Raw genomic sequence first — 17,881 nt, 5'->3', positions numbered from 1 at the left:
GCGCAGGGAAGGTGAATGCGATGGGCTGGGGAAACGGGCCGCCGACATGGTCGGAGATGGAGCGGGTGCTCTCCGGCAGGCCTGGACGGAACCCGCCGGAGGCGATGTACCCCGGCGACGGCAGCGACAGCCCGGCCTGGTCCCGCAAGCGCGGCGAGTACCGCGCAGGCCCGATCTCCCATGACGAGACGCCGACCGTGCCGTACGCGGAGCTGCACGCGCATTCGGCCTTCAGCTTTCTCGACGGCGCGAGCCCGCCCGAGGAACTGGTGGAGGAAGCGGTCCGGCTGGGGCTCGAGGCGATCGCGCTGACCGACCACGACGGGCTCTACGGGGTGGTGCGGTTCGCGGAGGCGGCCAAGGAGCTGAACATGCGCACCGTCTTCGGTGCCGAATTGTCCCTGCCGTCACACGATGCGGATTCGGCCGGTTCGCGGACCGGGACGCCGGACCCGGGCGGCACCCATCTGTTGGTGCTGGCGCGCGGGCGGGAGGGCTACCGGCGGCTGTCGCGGCAGCTCGCGGCGGCGCACCTGGCTGGCGGCGAGAAGGGCAAGCCGCGCTACGACCTGGACGCGCTGACCGAGGCGGCGGGTGGGCACTGGCAGATCCTCACCGGTTGCCGCAAGGGGCACGTGCGCATGGCGCTCGACTCCGGGGGCGTCTCGGCGGCGGAGGCGGAGCTGCGCGGGCTGATCGAGAGGTTCGGCAGGGACCGGGTCGCCGTCGAGCTCACCCACCACGGCGTGGCCGAGGACGACGAACGCAACGGCGCGCTGGCCGGGCTCGCCAGGGCGGCGGGACTGCCCGTCATCGCCTCCACCGCAGCGCATTTCGCCGGACCGCCGCGCCGACGCCTGGCCATGGCGATGGCGGCGATCCGAGCCAGGCAGAGCCTGGACGAGGCGGCCGGATGGCTGGGGCCGACCGGCGGCGCGCACCTGCGGTCCGGGGCGGAGATGGCCCGGCTGTTCGCCGCGCATCCCACCGCGGTGCCGGGCGCGGTCGAGCTGGGCCGCGAGTGTTCCTTCGACCTGCGGCTGATCGCGCCCGAGCTACCGCCGTTCGAGGTGCCCGAGGGCCACGACGAGAACGGCTGGCTGCGCGAACTGACGATGGCGGGCGCCCGGCGGCGCTACGGCACTCCCGAGCAGCGGCCCGACGCCTACCGGCAGATCGAGCACGAGCTGACGATCGTCGCCCAGCTCGGGTTCCCGGGCTACTTCCTCGTCGTGCACGACATCGTGTCCTTCTGTCACCGCAACGACATCCTCTGCCAGGGCAGGGGATCGGCGGCGAACTCGGCCGTCTGCTACGCGATCGGCATCACCAACGTCGACCCAGTGGGGAACAAGCTGCTGTTCGAGCGGTTCCTCTCGCCCGAACGGGACGGCCCACCCGACATCGACGTCGACATCGAATCGGATCGCCGCGAGGAGGCGATCCAGTACGTCTACAACCGCTACGGCCGCGCCTATGCGGCGCAGGTCGCGAACGTCATCACCTACCGCGGCAAGATGGCGGTGCGGGACATGGCTCGGGCACTTGGCTTCTCGCAGGGTCAGCAGGATGCGTGGAGCAAGCAGGTCAGCCGATGGACCGGCGTCGCCGGCGAAACCGGCACCGATATCCCGCCCGCCGTGCTGGAGCTCGCGGGCCAGATCGAGGGCCTGCCCCGGCATCTCGGCATCCACTCCGGCGGCATGGTGATCTGCGACCGTCCGATCGCCGACGTGTGCCCGGTGGAATGGGCACGGATGGAGAACCGGAGCGTTCTCCAGTGGGACAAGGACGACTGCGCGGCTGTGGGGCTGGTCAAGTTCGACATGCTCGGGCTAGGCATGCTCTCCGCGCTGCACTACATGATCGACCTGGTCGCCGAGCACAAGAACCTCGAGGTGGATCTGGCCAGGCTGGACCTGTCCGAGGAGGCGGTCTACGAGATGCTGCAGCGAGCCGATTCTGTCGGGGTGTTCCAGGTGGAATCCCGCGCCCAGATGGCCACCCTGCCGCGACTGAAGCCGCGCAACTTCTACGACCTGGTGGTGGAGGTGGCGCTGATCCGGCCCGGGCCCATCCAGGGTGGCTCGGTGCACCCGTACATCCGGCGCCGCAACGGGATCGAGCCGGTCACCTACGACCACCCGTCGCTGGAGAAGGCCCTGGCGCGGACCCTGGGGGTGCCGCTGTTCCAGGAACAGCTGATGCAGATGGCGGTCGACGTGGCCGGGTTCACGGCGGCCGAGGCCGACCAGCTGCGCCGGGCGATGGGGTCCAAGCGGTCGCCGGAGCGGATGGAACGGCTGCGCGGCCGGTTCTACGACGGGATGCGCGAACTGCACGGCGTCACAGGGGAAGTGGCGGACCGGATCTTCGAGAAGCTGTACGCCTTCGCGAATTTCGGCTTCCCGGAAAGCCATTCGCAGAGCTTCGCCGCGCTGGTGTTCTACTCGGCCTGGTTCAAGCTGCACCACCCGGCGACCTTCTGCGCCGGCCTGCTTCGGGCCCAGCCGATGGGGTTCTACTCCCCGCAGTCGCTGGTCGCCGACGCCCGCAGGCATGGGGTCCGGGTGCACGGGCCGGACGTGAACGCCAGCCTGGCGCACGCCACGCTCGAGGGCGACGGGCTGGAGGTCCGGCTGGGTCTCGGGGAGGTGCGGCACATCGGTTCGGCACTGGCGGAGAAGATCGTGGCGGCCAGGTGCGAGGGCGGGCCCTACACCTCCCTGCTCGACCTGACCGGTCGGGTGGAACTGACCACCCCGCAGGCGGAGTCGCTGGCCACCGCGGGCGCGCTCGGCTGTTTCGCCGGGTCGCGCCGGCAGGCGCTGTGGGCGGCGGGGGCGGCCGCGGGGGAGCGGCCGGGACGGCTGCCGGGCATGGGCGCCTCCACCGTCGCGCCCACCCTGCCCGGGATGAGCGACGTCGAGCTCGCGGCCGCGGATGTGTGGGCGACCGGGGTCTCGCCGGACTCCTATCCCACCGAGTTCCTGCGCCCCCAGCTCGACGCGCTGGGCGTGACCCCGGCATCGGGATTGCTGGCGGTGTCCGACGGCGACCGGGTGCTGGTCGGGGGAGCGGTCACCCACCGCCAGCGCCCGGCCACCGCGGGCGGGGTCACCTTCATCAACCTCGAGGACGAGACGGGGATGGTGAACGTGGTCTGCTCGGTGGGACTCTGGGCTCGTTACCGCACGCTCGCGCACACCGCGCCCGCGCTCCTGGTCCGGGGAAAGGTACAGAACGCGGAGGGAGCGGTGACGGTGGTGGCGGACCGGTTGCAGCGGATGGACCTGCGGATGACGGGCAAGTCCCGGGACTATCGGTGAACCGCACCGAATGAACGCCGAGCGGCGTGTCGGAGCTCCGTCCACCGACGGCCACCGGCCTAGCATCCCGGTATGAAGGCACCCGCGCTCGCCACGATCCTGATCCTGACTGCGTTGTTGGCGGGGTGCAGTGGCGGCGAACCCGAGCAGTCGCAGTCCGAGTCGCAGTCGTCGCTCACGGCCGGTGCCGACGCGGGCATCGCACCCGACGCGAAGCTCGCCCCGGCGCCCGCGGAGGGCCTCGCCGAACGTCAGGAGGTCACCACCGGCACGGTCTCGCTCATCGCGACAGACCCCATCGACGCCGGCCGCACCGTCGTGCGCATCGTCGAGGACGCGGGCGGACGGGTCGACGACCGGACCGAGCGGCCGCGGACCGACGACACCGAGCCGAGCAGTTCGCTGACGGTTCGGATCCCGGCGGACCGCCTCACCGCCACCCTCGACGAGATCTCGGACCTCGGTGAGGTGACCGGGGTGAGCGTCAGCAAGAGCGATGTCACCATGCAGACCCAGGATCTCGACGCGCGTATCGGTGCGCTGCAGGCCTCGGTCACGCGGCTGCAGGGGCTGATCGCGACCGCCGCGAACACCGCGGATCTGATCGAAGCCGAGAACGCGCTCTCGGAGCGGCAGGCGGAACTCGACAGCCTCGTCGCGCAGCGGCGCGCGCTGGCCGACCAGGTCGAGCTCGCGACGATCTCGATCGACATCACCACCGACGGGCCGGACAGCGCGGACCCGGACAGCTTCTGGGACGGCGTCGTCGCCGGGTGGCACGCGCTGCTGTCCGCGCTGCACGGACTGATCGTCTTCCTCGGCCGGGCCGTCCCCTGGGTGGGCTTCGGCGCGCTGGTCGTCCTCGTCGGGTACGCCGTCGTGCGGCTGGTCCGCAGGCGCTGACCTCGGCGTCCCGGGGTGTGACCGGTCACGGCCACGGGCCCTTCAGATACCCTAGGGGGTATAGTAGGACTCGACTGAGAGGAGTCGCCGTGAAGGTCGTCATCGTGGGTGGGGTCGCCGGAGGTATGTCCGCCGCGACCAGGTTGCGTCGCCTGGACGAGGAGGCGGAGATCGTCGTCTTCGAGCGCGGTGCGCACGTGTCGTTCGCGAACTGCGGGCTGCCCTACTACGCCGGTGGGGTCATCGAGGACAGGGAGGCGCTGCTGCTGCAGACCCCGGAGAGCCTCGCCGCCCGGTTCCGCCTCGACGTCCGGGTGCGCACCGAGGTGGTCGCCGTCGACCCCGCCGCCGGGACCGTCACCGTCCGCGAGCTGCGGACCGGCGACGAGACCGTGGAGTCGTACGACTCGCTGGTGCTCAGCCCCGGCGCGAGCCCCATCGTCCCCGACATCGAGGGGGTCGGGCGTGCGCTGGTCCTGCGCGACGTCGAGGACGTGGACCGGCTGGTCGGCGCACTCGACGCCGACGCCCGCACCGCGGTGATCGTCGGGGCCGGATTCATCGGCGTCGAACTCGCCGAGAACCTGCGACACCGTGGACTCGAGGTCACCGTCGTCGAGCTGGCCGACCAGGTGCTGGCCCCGCTCGATCCCGAGATGGCGTCGCCGGTCGCGGATGAGCTGCGCGGCAACGGTGTCCGGCTCGAGCTCGGCACCCAGGTGACCGGAATCGGCGCGGACACCGTGACCCTCGCCGACGGCCGGCTGGTCCCGGCCGACATCGTCGTGATGGCGATCGGGGTGCGGCCGGAGACCGCGCTGGCGGTCGGCGCCGGCATCGAGGTCGGACCCCGCGGCGGCATCGTGGTCGACGCGAGCATGCGCACCTCCGCGGCGGGGGTCTACGCGGTCGGCGATGCGGTCGAGAAGACCGACGCGCTCACCGGCGGCGCCGGGCTGGTCCCGCTGGCGAACCCCGCGAACCGGCAGGGCCGGCTGGTCGCGGACGTGATCGCGGGCAGGCCGGTGCGGGCGCGCCCCGTCGTCGGCACCGCGATCGTCGGGGTGTTCTCGCTGATGGTTGCCGCGGTGGGCTGGAACGAGAAGCGGCTGCGCGCGGCAGGCCGCGGGTATCGGGCCATCCACACGCACCCGCAGTCGCACGCCGGCTACTACCCGGGCGCGCAGGGCATGTCGCTCAAGCTGCTCGTCGACCCGGACACCGACGCGATCCTCGGCGCCCAGGGCGTCGGCGGTGACGGCGTGGACAAGCGCATCGACGTGATCGCCACCGCCATGGTCGGCGGCCTCACCGCCGCGGACCTGGCGGACCTCGAACTGGCCTACGCGCCGCAGTTCGGTTCGGCGAAGGACCCGGTGAACATGCTCGGCTACGTCGCCGACAACCTGCGCACCGGCACCACCGCCACCGTGCAGTGGCACGAGCTGCCCGCGCTGGCCGAGGCCGGTGCGGTGCTGGTGGACGTGCGCACCCCGGCCGAGTTCGCCCTGGGCTCGATCCCCGGTGCGGTCAACATCGAGCTCGACCAGTTGCGGTCGCGCGCAGCCGAATTGCCGGAGGGCCAGCTGATCGCGGTCTGCCAGGTCGGCCAGCGCGGCCACACGGCGACCCAGCTGCTGCGTCAGCTCGGACGCAGCGTGCGCAACCTGGATGGCGGTTACCGCACCTGGCGGGCCGGGCAGGTTCGGGTCGACCAGTTCGCCTAGGTCGACCAGATCGTCGGCCAGTTGGCCGCGGCCGGGTTCGCCGACGAATCGGCTCGGCGATGACGCGGTCGGCTCGTCAGCTGTCGGCGGGGAATGCTCCGGTGTCGCCGCCGACCTCCGGCTCGGTGTAATCGGCGCGCGCCGCGTCCGGGGTGTCGTCGGCGTCGGCGTTCTCGTCCAGCACACTCACCGTCACCCCGTACGGCAGGAATCGCACCAGCCGCCGCGGATCGGTGTTGTTCTTGTGTGTCCGCAGCGCCTCGAGCTCCGTGGCGAACACCTGGTCGACCCGGGCGGACCCGTCCTCGTCGACGGTGTAGATCGCCCACACGCCGTCGCCGGCGTCGCCCGTGGTCTCCGGTTTCGGCCGGGGCCACGACGTGCTGGTCCCTACATTGAACGAGTGCGAGTACGGGATGCCTGCATCGTCGAGGAACCTGCCGAACTTCTCGGCCGCGTCGCGCAGTCCCGCACTGGCCTCGCGGGCGATGCGCTCGATGTCTTCCGGATCGATGCCGAACGGTCCCCTGCTACCCATGGCAATTCTCCTGCGGTATCGCCCCGGCCCGTCGTCGACCCGGGATTCAACTCCAGTGTGGCCGCAGCGCGTCGGTGGCGCCAGGTCCGCGGGTCACCGAGGCGCCGACTCCTGCTCGGCGAGCGCGCGGCGCGACTCCTCGTGCAGCACCTCCAGCAGCTCCTGCTCCACAGCGACGAATTCGGGCGAGGTGACGACGGACAGCTCCCGGGGTCGCGGCAGGTCCACCCGCACCTCCCGGCGCACGGTTGCGGGCCGGGCCGACAGCACGATCACCCGGTCGGAGAGGTAGACCGCCTCACGGATGTCGTGCGTGATCATCAGGACCATCCACCGGTACTGCTGCCACACCTGCTGCAGCCAGTCCTGCATCTCGGTGCGGGTCAGCGAATCGAGCGCACCGAACGGCTCGTCGAGCAGCAGCAGCTCGCGGTCCTGGACGACCGTGCGCAGCATCGCGGCGCGTTGGCGCATCCCGCCCGACAGTTGGAACGGGCGGGCGTCCTCGAACCCGGACAGGCCGAAGATCGGGAACAGCTCGCGGGCGCGGCGCCTGGCCTCCCGCTTGTCGATCCCCTGCACCTCGAGCCCGAGCGCGGTGTTGTCGAGGATCGTTCGCCACGGGAACAGCAGGTCCTTCTGCGGCATGTACGCGCTGTGCGGGGTTCCCGACGAGGCCTCGTCGCCGACGAGCACCCGGCCCGAGTCCGGCGAGTCCAGCCCGGCGAGGATGTTGAACACCGTGCTCTTGCCGCAGCCGCTCGGGCCGATGACGGAGACGAACTCGCCGGGGGCGGCGTCGAATGACACCCGGTCCAGCACGAGGCGGGAACCGGTGCCGTGTCGACGGGCGGCGCCGCCGCCGCGCCCGGGCAGCGGATACGACTTGGTGATCCCCTCGAGCGCGATCCTCGATCCCCGTGCCTCACCCACGGCCGTGCTCCATCCGGGACCACGGGGCGACGACCCGCTCGACCGCGAAGGTGAGCAGGTACAGGGCGATGCTGATGACGGCGGTGACCAGCACCGCCGCCAGCACCAGGTCGGTGCGGAACGAGTTCTTCTGCAGGCTCATGTAGATGCCGAGTCCCTTGCTGGCCCCGACGTACTCGGCGAACACCGCCCCGACGACGGCGTAGGTGATGCCGATCCGCAGCGCGGTGAAGAACCGCGGCAGCGCGGACGGCAGCCGGACGTACCGGAACACCTGCCAACGCGAGGCACGCATGCTGCGCAGCAGCGCGCCTGCCTCCCGTTCGGTCGAGGCGAAGCCCTCGATCAGCCCGATCGCCATCGGGAAGAAGGTGGCCAGGGCGATCACCAGGACCTTCGGCAGCAGCCCGAACCCGAACCAGATGATCATCAGGGGGGCGATCGCGATGATCGGCAGCGTCTGCGAGGCCACGAACAACGGCACGAACGCGCGGCGCAGCCACGGCGAGAAATCCACCAGGATCGCCAGCGCCCACGCCAGGACCAGCGACACCGAGAACCCGATCAGGGTCACCGTCAGCGTGGCGCCCGCGTGCACGGCGATCTCCTCGCGATGCCCCCATCCCTGCTGCGCGACGCGCACCGGTGACGGCAGCAGTTGCGGACGGATCCCACTGACGTCGACATAGATCTGCCAGGCGACGACAAGCGCCGCCACCACCACCAGGGCGGGGGTCAGTCTACGAAGGGCCGAGGTAGTCATCGGTGAAGTACGTCGACCAGTCGGGTTCGGTGGTCAAGGTGTTGCCGTCCGGGCCGGCGAGCAGTCCGTGCTGGTAGAGGAATCCGGAGTTGCCTGCCCATTGCGGCAGGGTCTGGGTGCCGACCTTCCCGGTCGTGTCCTTCATGTACTGCGAGGCGAGCATCCGCTGGCTCTCGATCACCAGTGACTCGTCGTTGAAGGCGCCCGGGTTGGCCTCGATGAGCATCTTCGCGGCCTCGTCCGGGTTGTCCGCGGCGAACTGGTAGCCCCGCTGCAGCGCCTGAACGAACTTGCCTGCCTGCTCGGGGTGCGATGCGAGCCAGTCCTCGTTGCCGTCGATCACGATGGCGTAGGCGTCGGGGAACCCGTAGTCGGTGTAGCGGAAGTACCGCATCGGGGTGCCCGCATGCTCGGCCTCGATGCCCTCCCACGCGAAGTAGGAGACGGTGAAGTCGGCCTTGCCGGAGTAGACGGCCTCGTATGCGGACGTGCCGAGGGTGACCGAGTTGAAATCGCCGGTGCCGCCGTCGTTTCGGATCACCTGGCGCAGCGTCTCGTTCTCGCCCGGATCGCCGAACCCGGCATAGGTCTTGCCGTCGAGGTCCTTGGGGCTGACGATGTCGGCCCGGTCGGCGCGGACGCCGATCGCGGTCGCCCAGTGCTGCAGCGGTGCCAGGACCGAGATGGTGTGCGCGCCGGAGGCCCGGGAGAACGTCGACGCGTCGTGGGTGCTGATCCCGAACTCGGCGTTGCCCGCGTCGACGAGGGTGTCGACCGCGGTGTTGTTGTACGGCAACACCTCCACGTCCAGTCCGGCGTCGGCGAAGTACCCCTGCTGCTCCGCCACGAAGAGCCCGGTGTGGTTGGTGTTCGGCGTCCAGTCGAGGGCGAACCGGATGGTCTCCCCGGAGTCGGTGTCGGAGCCACACGCGGTGAGCAATGACAGCGAGGACAGCGCGACGACGGCGCCCGCGAGCGCGCGGCGGATCCGGGCGCTCACGGCGCGGGCCAGGGCTGCGGGTGGAGCGCGGTGTCCCAGAACAGGAGTTCGTACCGCGTCGCGACGGTGAACGCCTCGACCATCGCCTCGCGCTCGCCCGGGGTGGCGGCGGCCGCGGCCGCGTCGACCAGGGTGCGGGCGGTCGCCGCGGAGGTCTGGAACTCCTCGGCGTCGTAGGTGGACACCCACTGCGCGTACGGATGTCCGGGATCGGCGGCCAGCACCTTCGCCGCGCTCGCGGCCAGGTCGCGCCCGACCTCGGCGTAGATCCAGAAGCACGGCAGGATCGCCGCCGCCGCGACCGGGTACGGCTCGGTTGCCGCGGCCGCGATCAGGTACGAGACGTAGCCGAGGCAGGTCGGGGAGTGCCGGGCTTTCTGCTCGGCGGGCGGCAGCACCCCGCCCGACAGCAGGTCCTCGTGCAGTGAGGTCTCGACCACGGCCGCGCTGGCGGCGGAGGTGGCCCAGAAGGCGGCGGACGCCGGGTCGGGTGCCCGCGACGCGAGAATGGCCAGCGCCTTGGCGTACCCGCTCAGGTACAGCGAGTCCTGCTCGACGTAGAAGCGGAAGACGTCCAGCGGCAGGCTGCCGTCGCCGAGACGGTGGAGGAACTCCAGCTCATCGATCGCGACGCGCAGCGCCTTGGTGTGATCCCACAGGTGTTCGGTGAAGCGGTCGGTGCCCCCGCTAGTGGGGCCGCCCGTGGTGGGCGTATGCGAAGCCATGACATCCCTTCGTCAGCATTACCTGGCCAGGTTCTCGGGTCTGCTCTCAGCCCCGCGACTTGCGGAGCACCCCGTGTCTCAACACGGCGACATTAGCATCTGCGCAGGCCAGGGCCGCACCCGCCCGCGATCACATACCCCGGCGGGTACCATCGGAGTCGACGGATCCGGACGTGAGAACAGGGAGTGGCGCAATGACGGGTGACGAGGAGAGCATCGCGTTGGTGCTCAACAGGCTGCGGCGCGCGCAGGGCCAACTGGCGGGCGTCATCTCGATGATCGAGAGCGGCCGCGACTGCAAGGACGTGGTGACCCAGCTCGCCGCGGTCTCGCGTGCGTTGGACCGCGCCGGTTTCAAGATCGTCGCGACCGGCCTACGCGATTGCCTGTCCGGAACCAACCGGGACAACCAGGAGCCGATGACCGAGGCGGAGCTCGAGAAGCTCTTCCTGGCGTTGGCCTGACGCCGGGCCGCGGCACCGGCGGTCCGCGGACCCCGAACACCCGCAAGGGCATCGCAAAAAATGGGAACCGGGCGCTCTTGCCGTCGTGTCGCACGCCCACCTGAACGTCGGCATAGCAAGATGTAACCCGGCCGCGCGCTGAATGATTCGGCGCGCGGGCGGTGATCTGTTCATACCGAATGAGGTGTTGGCGTGTCCGTGGGAATTGGGCTCAGGGTGGGCAGCATCGTGTCGCACACGGTGATCGCGTCGAACGGCGTGGGAACCCCGGACCCCATAGTCATCGTCCGCGACACGGTGCTGCATGTTGGCTCCGACGGGAGCACCGTGCTCGGCGGTGTCGGGCAGGACGGTGGGACGGAGCACACGCTGTCCGGGTTCCTGTCGAGGGTCGGCGACCCCGAGGGGGTCGCGGCGAGCGACGGCACCCGGTATCGGGCGGAGGACGTGGTCGCGACGGCGATCAGCAGCCTGTTGCATGAATGTGAGCCGCTGCCGGACCACGGTGGTCGGGACGGCGGCACGCCGCACGTCTGGGCGACCTACCCGTCCAACTGGGATTCCGAGTCCGTGGCGGACCTCCGGGAATCGCTCGACTACGGCGGCATGCCGCAGATCACGCTGGTGTCCGACGCGGAAGCGACGTGTGCCTGGTTCGAATCCGAGGTCGCGGAGACACCGGGCCAGCTGATCGGGACGTATCACGCGGACGACGCGGGAACGACCGTGAGCCTGGTGCGCTCGGGTGTCCTGGTCGGTCGCTCCTTCCGGTTCCCCGCGGGTAGCGGGACGTCGCCGACCGCGCAGCTCTCCACCGCGCTCGGCGCCTTCGGCTGGTTGCCCTCGAACCTCGACGCCGTGATCGTGACCGGGGACGGACTGGTGGCGCGGGACACGGTGGCCATGAAGGGCGTCGCGACCGCGCTGACCGACCGGCTCGGGGTGCACAGCGTGGTGGGCCCGGGCCCCGAGCAGGCCGCCGCGCTGGGCGCGGCGATCCTGGCCGCCGGATTCCAGACACCGGCGATGGCGATCCGACGGATCGGCCTGCCGCCGTCGTATGACGTCACCGAGGTGATCAGCGCGATCCCGGGTTCGGTGCGCGAGGTGCGCGAGGTGACCGACGCCCACGAACGGTCGAGCCTGCTCACCGCGTCCGCGGTCGGGGCGATCCAGGCCGTTCGGGACGTCGACGCGGACGTCGATCCGGAAGACGACCCCGATACCGACGCCCCCTCGGGAGGGGGCAGGCCGCTCCTGCTGGCCGGCGCGCTCGCGCTCATCGCGGCGGTCGCCCTGATCGGCGCGGTGCTGGTGTTCCTGCTCTGACGGCGGCGCGCGACGGGCTCAGGGGACGGGGACGAACAGTGCCCTCGTCCACACCCCGCGCGCGGTGTTCGCGGCGACCACGGCCCAGATGGCGAGCAGCGATGCGAGCAGGGCCACGGAAAACCACTGGACGGCAACGGAATCGGTTGCGATCCCCAGCGCTCCCGCGCCGACGGCGCAGGCACCGAGTGGGAAGGTGAAGCTCCACCAGCTCATCGAGAAGCGGAGCCCGCGACCTGCGGCCCGTGCGGTGAGCAGGCACGCGTAGCCGAGGACCAGCACGCCGACACCCGCCATCGCGGTGCCGTAGGCGACGCCGAACGCGCGGAGCCCGGCGGCCGCGCCGGACGAGACCGTGGTGTCGGAGACCCGTCCGAGCAGGTTCGCGGCGGCGATCGACTGCCCGATGATGCCCAGCGGGATCCACATCGTCGGGATGGCCTGCACGGCGGGTAGTCCGGTGCGGGCGAGATGCCGGATCACCACCGCCATTGTCACGATGGCCGCGGTCAGCGCCATCGCGAACAGGGCGTAGCAGCCGATCAGCATGGCGAGCCGGGCCTGGCCCTCCGGCAGGTGGGGGATGAGCGCGGCTCCGGTGGTGGCGGACACCATCGGGGGCACCACCGGCATCAGCCACACGGGACCGGGAGTGCCGCCGGACAACATGCGAGGCGGCACGATGACGGCCGCAGCAACCCCGGCCACGGTGCCGAGCGCCCACAGGACCGCGCCGACCACGATGGCGGACGGGCCGAAGATCTCGGTGCCGACGGCCGCGGTGCCCGCGCCGACGGTCAGCACGGCCATCGGCAGTGCGCCGTAGAAGGGTGCCATCGCCGGGTTGCGGGCGTAGCCGAGTGCCTGCTCGCGATGGCGCACCCAGTGGGCCGCGAACGCGACCGAGAGCAGCAGCAACGCGGCGGTCGCCAGCACCCAGAACGCCCGCGCGATCGAGTCGCGCCCCGGCAGATCGACCGGGAGCGAGGCCGCGCCCACCGCGATGATCCCGGTGCCCATCACCACGGCGAACCAGTTCGGCGTCAGGTGTGCCAACGCGGGGCTGCGGCGGGCGGTTGTCGCGGGGGCGGGGGCGGTCGTGAGCATGATTAAAGACTGCCGTCCGGACGTCGGCGCCGGTAGACGGCTTGTGGTTGGCCTGTCACAACCTCAGGTTGTGGCGGCCTATCCTGTTGATATGCCGTTGTCCCCGCGCGTCCCCGAACTCGCCGCCCTCGACGTCCTGGTCTCCGTCGCCCGGCTCGGCAGCATGGGGGCAGCGGGTCGCGAACACGGACTCAGCCAACAGGCCGTCAGCGCCCGGATCCGCTCGGCCGAACGGCTGCTCGGGATCAGGGTGTTCGACCGTGCCACCACCGGCGTCACCCCGACCTATGAGGGCGGGCTCGTGCTGGAGTGGGCGGCGGGCACGCTCGCCGCAGCCGAGGAGCTGGCGTCGGGGATCTCGGCGCTGCGCGGCGAGCGCGAGGCCAACCTGACGGTGGCGGCGAGCATGACGATCGCCGAGTACCTGGTGCCGGGCTGGACGGTGACCATGCGGCGCAAGAACCCGACCGTGGTGACCTCGGTGCGGCTGCTGAACTCGACCGACGTCGCGGCCCAGGTGCTGGCGGGGGAGGCGGACCTCGGCTTCGTGGAGGGGCCGGACGTGCCGGCCGGACTCCATGCGCGGGAGGTGGCGCGCGACGAGTTGGTGGTGGTGGTCCCGCCCGGGCACCCGTGGGCGAGCGCGGCGCCCATCACCCCGATCGAACTCGCCAGGACACCGTTGATCCAGCGCGAGTTCGGTTCGGGGACAAGGAACACGCTCGAGAATGCCGTGCCGGGGTGCGTGGACCCGCTGCTCGAGCTCACCTCGTGCACGGCGGTCAAGGCCGCCGTCGTCGCGGGCAACGCGCCCGCCGTGGTGTCCTCGCTGGCAGTGGCGGCGGACCTGACGGACGGACGGCTGGTCTCCGTCGAGGTGCAGGGCCTTCGCCTGCCGCGCCGGCTGCTCGCGGTGTGGTCGGCTGATCGTGGCCTGCGCGGGCCCGCGCGCGACTTCCTCGACATCGCTGCTGGGTGAGGGCGCCGGTGTCCGGACCCCGCATCGTCGCCGCACAGATCAAGCCGAACAGCAAGAAGGGGCCGCTGGTCGAGGTCCTCGAGGACGGCACCCTGCTGCTGTACGTGCGCGCACCTGCGGTGGAGGGCAAGGCCAACAAGGCGGCGGAGGAGTTGCTCGCCGCGCATCTGGGCCTGTCGAAGAGGTCGGTGCGGCTGATATCCGGGCAAACCTCCCGCCACAAGCGCTTCGAGGTGCAGGATTGACCCGTGTCCGAATGGGACGGTGAGGGGTACGCAGAGGTCAGTGGCCTGCAGCGGACGCTGGCCGAGAGGTCGCTGTCCGGTCTCGAGCTGACCGGCACCGAGCGCCTGCTCGATGTCGGGTGCGGCGACGGGTTCATCACGCTCGCCCTGGCCAGTCGGTTGCCGCGGGGGTCGGTGGTCGGTGTCGACGTCTCGGCGAAAATGATCGACAAGGCCCGGTCCAGGCCGGTGCCCGACGGGGCGTCCGCGACCTTCCTCGTCGCGGACGCGCGCGAGCTGCCGTTCGAGGACGAGTTCGACGTCGTTGTCTCGTTCAACGCGCTGCACTGGGTGAGCGAGCAGCGCCGGGCGCTGGCCGGCATCGCCCGCGCCGCGCACCCCAGCGCGCGAGGGATCATCCAGATGGTGTGTGCGAGCGAGCGGCCGAGCCTCGAGTCGGTGGCCATGCGCGTGTGCCGGGAGCAGGCGTGGGCCGCGTCGTTCGCCGAGTTCGAGGCGCCGTTCACCCACGTGGACCCGGCCGTCTATCCGGAGCTGGCCGCGTCGGCCGGCCTCGTCGTGACCGACCTGCGGACCTCGGATCTCGACTGGGACTTCGGATCGCGGGACGAGTTCTCCCGTTGGTGCGCGGTGGGTTTCGCGGCGTGGACCGCCCGGCTGGACGAAGACCGGGTGCCGCGGTTCGTCGACGACGTGGTGCGCGCGTACGAGGAGGTCTCGGGCGGTCCCGGCCTGTTCCGGTTCACCCAGATGCGGGTGGCGTTCGCCGTGGCGACCGCGCCCCGCTAGCTCCCGCCCGCGAAGCCGTGCTGGCGCCAGGCCTCGTACACGACGACGGCCGCGGCATTGGACAGGTTGAGCGAGCGCCTGCCCGGGACCATCGGGATCCGCAGTTGGGCGGTGACGTGCGGGTCGGCGAGCACCTCTGCCGACAGCCCGGTCGGCTCGGGGCCGAACAGCAGCACGTCGCCCGGTTGGTACTCCACGTCCGCGAACGAGGTCTGCCCGTGCGCGGTGAACGCGTACACCCGCTCGGGTGCCAGCGCGGCCCACGCCGCCTCGAGGTTCTCGTGCACGGTCACCGAGGCCAGGTCGTGGTAGTCCAGGCCCGCCCGGCGCAGCTTCGGCTCGGACAGGTCGAAACCGAGCGGACCGACCAGGTGCAGCTCGCACCCGGTGCCCGCGACAAGTCGGATCGCGTTGCCGGTATTGGGTGGGATGCGAGGCTCGTGGAACATCAGTCGGAACACCGCATCAGCTTGCCACCGGAGGTCGCGGGCCGTTCACAGACCCGGGATGGCCCATGGGAGCACGGCGGTTGTCATTGATGTAGATACCCGGAGGCGCTCCAGCGCCGGGGTCCGTCAACGGCCGGAACTCGGGACACGCAGGCGAGGTGCTTCCGTCGGAATCGATGATCGCGGGATGGACCGATTCGTGCTGTGATTGTTTGTGTCAGACGGCGCTGCCGGCTGGGTCACGGCGGCGATCTTGGTAGGCCTTCGGAAGGCATAACGATGGGCATCATCGCCGATCCAATCCCCGGTGGCGACACGCTGCCGTTCCCACCACCCCCACCCGGCAGCATCGCCGGACGCACGATGCAGGAATCGACATATCGGCCACGACCGAAGGTGCGCCGACTGCCCGAAGAGGCACCCAACGTGCTGATCGTCTTGATAGACGACGCCGGACCCGGACTGCCGGACACCTTTGGTGGCGAGGTCCGCACCGACACCCTGAGCCGGATCTGCGCGGAGGGGGTGTCCTACAACCGATTCCACACGACGGCGATGTGCTCGCCGACGAGGGCGTCCCTGCTGACCGGCCGCAATCACCACCGCGTCGGCAACGGCCAGATCGCCGAGTTGGCCAACGACTGGGACGGCTATTCCGGACACATTCCGCGCTCCAGCGCCACCGCCGCGACGGTCCTGCGGCATTACGGTTACAGCACCGCCGCGTTCGGCAAATGGCACAACACCCCCGCGGAGGAGACCACCGCCGCTGGTCCGTTCGACAACTGGCCCACCGGGGTGGGCTTCGACTACTTCTACGGCTTTCTCGCAGGGGAGGCTTCCCAGTACGAACCCAATCTGGTCCGCAACACAACTCTCGTCGCGCCCCCGAAGACCCCCGCGCAGGGCTACCACCTGAGCGCGGACCTTGCCGACGACGCGATCGACTGGCTGCGCAAGCACAAGGCGTTCGACGCCGACAAGCCGTTCTTCCTGTACTGGGCGAGCGGCTGCCTCCACGGTCCGCACCACATCATGAAGGACTGGGCCGACAGGTACGCGGGCAAGTTCGACGACGGCTGGGACGCCTACCGGCAGCGGGTCTTCGCGCGGGCCAAGGACAAGGGATGGATCCCACCCGAGGCGGAGTTGACCGAACGGCACCCGGACATGGCGGGATGGGACGACATCCCCGACGATGAGAAACCGTTCCAGCGGCGGCTGATGGAGGTCGCGGCGGGGTTCGCCGAACACTGCGACGTCCAGGTCGGTCGCCTCGTCGATGAGGTGGACCGGCTCGGCTATGGCGGGAACACCCTGATCTTCTACATATGGGGCGACAACGGATCCTCCGGCGAGGGACAGAACGGGACCATCTGCGAACTGATCGCCCAGAACGGCATCCCCACCACCGCGGCGCAGCACATCGCCGCGCTCGACCACCTCGGCGGACTCGACGCGCTGGGGTCCCCGAAGACCGAGAATCAGTACCACGCCGCCTGGGCCTGGGCGGGCAGCACACCGTTCAAGGGACTGAAGCTGCTTGCCTCACACCTCGGCGGCACCCGCAACCCGATGGCGGTCCGCTGGCCGGCGAACATCACCCCCGACCCGGTGCCGCGCGACCGCTTCCTGCATTGCAACGACATCGTCCCCACCATCTACGACATCGTCGGGATCGCCCCGCCCCGGGTGGTGGACGGATTCCCGCAGGATCCCCTCGACGGAGCCGGTTTCGCGGAGACCCTCCTCGACCGCGACGCGCCCGGCGGCAAACGCACCCAGTACTTCGAGGTCATGGGCAGCCGCGCCATCTACTTCGACGGCTGGATGGCATCGGCGTTCGGCCCGCGAGTGCCGTGGCTGCCCGGCCTGCCGCCCGGCATCACCGACTGGACCCCCGACGACGACGTGTGGGAGCTCTACCACCTCGACGACGACTTCACCCAGAACCACGACCTCGCCGCGCAACACCCAGGCAAACTCGCCCAGCTGAAGGAGATGTTCGCGATCGAAGCGGCGAAGAACCACGCACTCCCGATCGGCGGCGGACTGTGGGTGCCGGTCCTGCACCCGGACCAACGCATCACCCCGCCCTACACCCGGTGGGAGTTCCCCGGGCCCATCACTCGGATGCCCGAGTTCTGTGCCCCCGCGTTGGGCAACAAGAACAACCGCGTCACCCTCGAGGTCAGCATCCCGGACCAGGCGAATGGTGTCCTCTACGCGCTCGGGGGCGCCGGCGGCGGACTGACCTGCTATCTCGACGACGGCTACCTCTGCTATGAGTACAACCTGTTCATCCTGATGCGCACGAAGATCCGGGCGGCGACACCACTGACCGGTGGCCGCAAGACCATCGAACTGATCACTGAATACACCGAGTCCCGGCCTGGTGGGCCGCTGCAGGTCACCGTCTGCGTCGACGGCGAACAGGTCGCCGACGGCGTCGTTCCGATCAGCGTGCCATTGGTCTTCACTGCCAACGAATGCCTCGACGTCGGCTCCTGCCTCGGTTCACCGGTGTCTCTGGACTATTACGACAGGGCCCCGTTCCCGTTCACTGGCCACATCGAGAAAATGCTGGTCCAATACACGTGA

At 70.4% G+C, this 17,881-nt stretch carries 16 protein-coding genes; 9 read left to right on the top strand and 7 right to left on the bottom strand.

Annotated features, from left to right (window positions below; translation table 11 throughout):
- Positions 1–20: 20 nt before the first annotated feature.
- From FCG67_RS03095 to FCG67_RS03085, 3 genes are all read left to right on the top strand, one after another.
- A complete protein-coding gene (locus FCG67_RS03095) occupies positions 21–3,329 on the top strand; it encodes an error-prone DNA polymerase (RefSeq protein WP_136906965.1) in 3,309 nt (1,102 codons plus the stop codon).
- Between the two features lie 72 nt (positions 3,330–3,401).
- Positions 3,402–4,232: a DUF4349 domain-containing protein gene (locus FCG67_RS03090; protein WP_136906963.1), complete on the top strand. Its 831-nt coding sequence runs from the start codon at positions 3,402–3,404 to the stop codon at positions 4,230–4,232.
- Positions 4,233–4,321: 89 nt separating this feature from the next.
- Entirely contained in the window at positions 4,322–5,959 is a 1,638-nt protein-coding gene (locus tag FCG67_RS03085) for an FAD-dependent oxidoreductase (protein WP_136906961.1), read from the top strand.
- Positions 5,960–6,035: 76 nt separating this feature from the next.
- Here FCG67_RS03085 and FCG67_RS03080 read toward each other — a convergent pair whose 3' ends face one another.
- The 5 genes from FCG67_RS03080 to FCG67_RS03060 all read right to left on the bottom strand — a co-directional run bounded on the left by FCG67_RS03080 (position 6,036) and on the right by FCG67_RS03060 (position 9,918).
- Positions 6,036–6,497, bottom strand: coding sequence for a hypothetical protein (locus FCG67_RS03080; protein ID WP_136906959.1), 462 nt, complete (start codon positions 6,495–6,497; stop codon positions 6,036–6,038).
- 93 nt (positions 6,498–6,590) lie between these two features.
- Positions 6,591–7,430, bottom strand: a complete 840-nt coding sequence (locus tag FCG67_RS03075; protein WP_211243091.1) for an ABC transporter ATP-binding protein — start codon at positions 7,428–7,430, stop codon at positions 6,591–6,593.
- Positions 7,423–8,193: an ABC transporter permease gene (locus FCG67_RS03070; RefSeq protein ID WP_136906957.1), complete on the bottom strand. Its 771-nt coding sequence runs from the start codon at positions 8,191–8,193 to the stop codon at positions 7,423–7,425. Before FCG67_RS03070 ends, FCG67_RS03075 begins: the two co-directional genes overlap by 8 nt.
- On the bottom strand, positions 8,171–9,193 hold the full coding sequence (locus tag FCG67_RS03065; protein WP_425467785.1) for an ABC transporter substrate-binding protein: 1,023 nt from the start codon (positions 9,191–9,193) through the stop codon (positions 8,171–8,173). The genes FCG67_RS03070 and FCG67_RS03065 overlap by 23 nt, the downstream gene beginning before the upstream one ends.
- A complete protein-coding gene (locus tag FCG67_RS03060; RefSeq protein WP_136906955.1) occupies positions 9,190–9,918 on the bottom strand; it encodes a TenA family protein in 729 nt (242 codons plus the stop codon). Before FCG67_RS03060 ends, FCG67_RS03065 begins: the two co-directional genes overlap by 4 nt.
- Positions 9,919–10,112: 194 nt before the next feature.
- Between FCG67_RS03060 and FCG67_RS03055 the strand changes: the two genes are divergently transcribed.
- Both FCG67_RS03055 and FCG67_RS03050 read left to right on the top strand, forming a co-directional pair.
- Positions 10,113–10,382: a metal-sensitive transcriptional regulator gene (locus tag FCG67_RS03055; protein ID WP_027501746.1), complete on the top strand. Its 270-nt coding sequence runs from the start codon at positions 10,113–10,115 to the stop codon at positions 10,380–10,382.
- A 192-nt stretch (positions 10,383–10,574) separates the two neighbouring features.
- On the top strand, positions 10,575–11,711 hold the full coding sequence (locus tag FCG67_RS03050) for a hypothetical protein (protein ID WP_246044762.1): 1,137 nt from the start codon (positions 10,575–10,577) through the stop codon (positions 11,709–11,711).
- 18 nt (positions 11,712–11,729) lie between these two features.
- On the opposite strand, the gene FCG67_RS03045 is transcribed toward FCG67_RS03050, so the two are convergent.
- Positions 11,730–12,818, bottom strand: coding sequence for a TDT family transporter (locus FCG67_RS03045; protein WP_136906953.1), 1,089 nt, complete (start codon positions 12,816–12,818; stop codon positions 11,730–11,732).
- Positions 12,819–12,909: 91 nt separating this feature from the next.
- On the opposite strand from FCG67_RS03045, the gene FCG67_RS03040 reads away from it, so the two are divergent.
- Genes FCG67_RS03040 through FCG67_RS03030 form a run of 3 tightly spaced genes read left to right on the top strand, consistent with a single transcriptional unit; the run spans position 12,910 to position 14,831 of the window.
- Positions 12,910–13,797, top strand: coding sequence for a LysR family transcriptional regulator (locus FCG67_RS03040; protein ID WP_077040915.1), 888 nt, complete (start codon positions 12,910–12,912; stop codon positions 13,795–13,797).
- Between the two features lie 8 nt (positions 13,798–13,805).
- Positions 13,806–14,042 carry a DUF167 domain-containing protein gene (locus FCG67_RS03035; RefSeq protein WP_136906951.1) on the top strand — a complete coding sequence of 79 codons (237 nt, stop codon included), beginning with the start codon at positions 13,806–13,808 and terminating at the stop codon, positions 14,040–14,042.
- Positions 14,043–14,045: 3 nt separating this feature from the next.
- Positions 14,046–14,831 (top strand): class I SAM-dependent methyltransferase, encoded by a 786-nt coding sequence (locus FCG67_RS03030; RefSeq protein WP_136906948.1) that lies wholly within the window; start codon positions 14,046–14,048, stop codon positions 14,829–14,831.
- Here FCG67_RS03030 and FCG67_RS03025 read toward each other — a convergent pair.
- On the bottom strand, positions 14,828–15,292 hold the full coding sequence (locus FCG67_RS03025) for a tRNA (cytidine(34)-2'-O)-methyltransferase (protein WP_097210650.1): 465 nt from the start codon (positions 15,290–15,292) through the stop codon (positions 14,828–14,830). The genes FCG67_RS03030 and FCG67_RS03025 overlap by 4 nt on opposite strands.
- Positions 15,293–15,559: 267 nt before the next feature.
- On the opposite strand from FCG67_RS03025, the gene FCG67_RS03020 reads away from it, so the two are divergent.
- A complete protein-coding gene (locus FCG67_RS03020; protein ID WP_246044761.1) occupies positions 15,560–17,881 on the top strand; it encodes an arylsulfatase in 2,322 nt (773 codons plus the stop codon).

Origin of the sequence: Rhodococcus oryzae (assembly GCF_005049235.1) — a bacterium.
Taxonomy (GTDB): Bacteria; Actinomycetota; Actinomycetes; order Mycobacteriales; family Mycobacteriaceae; genus Rhodococcus_G; species Rhodococcus_G oryzae.
This window is presented reverse-complemented; position numbering and strand designations above follow the sequence as displayed.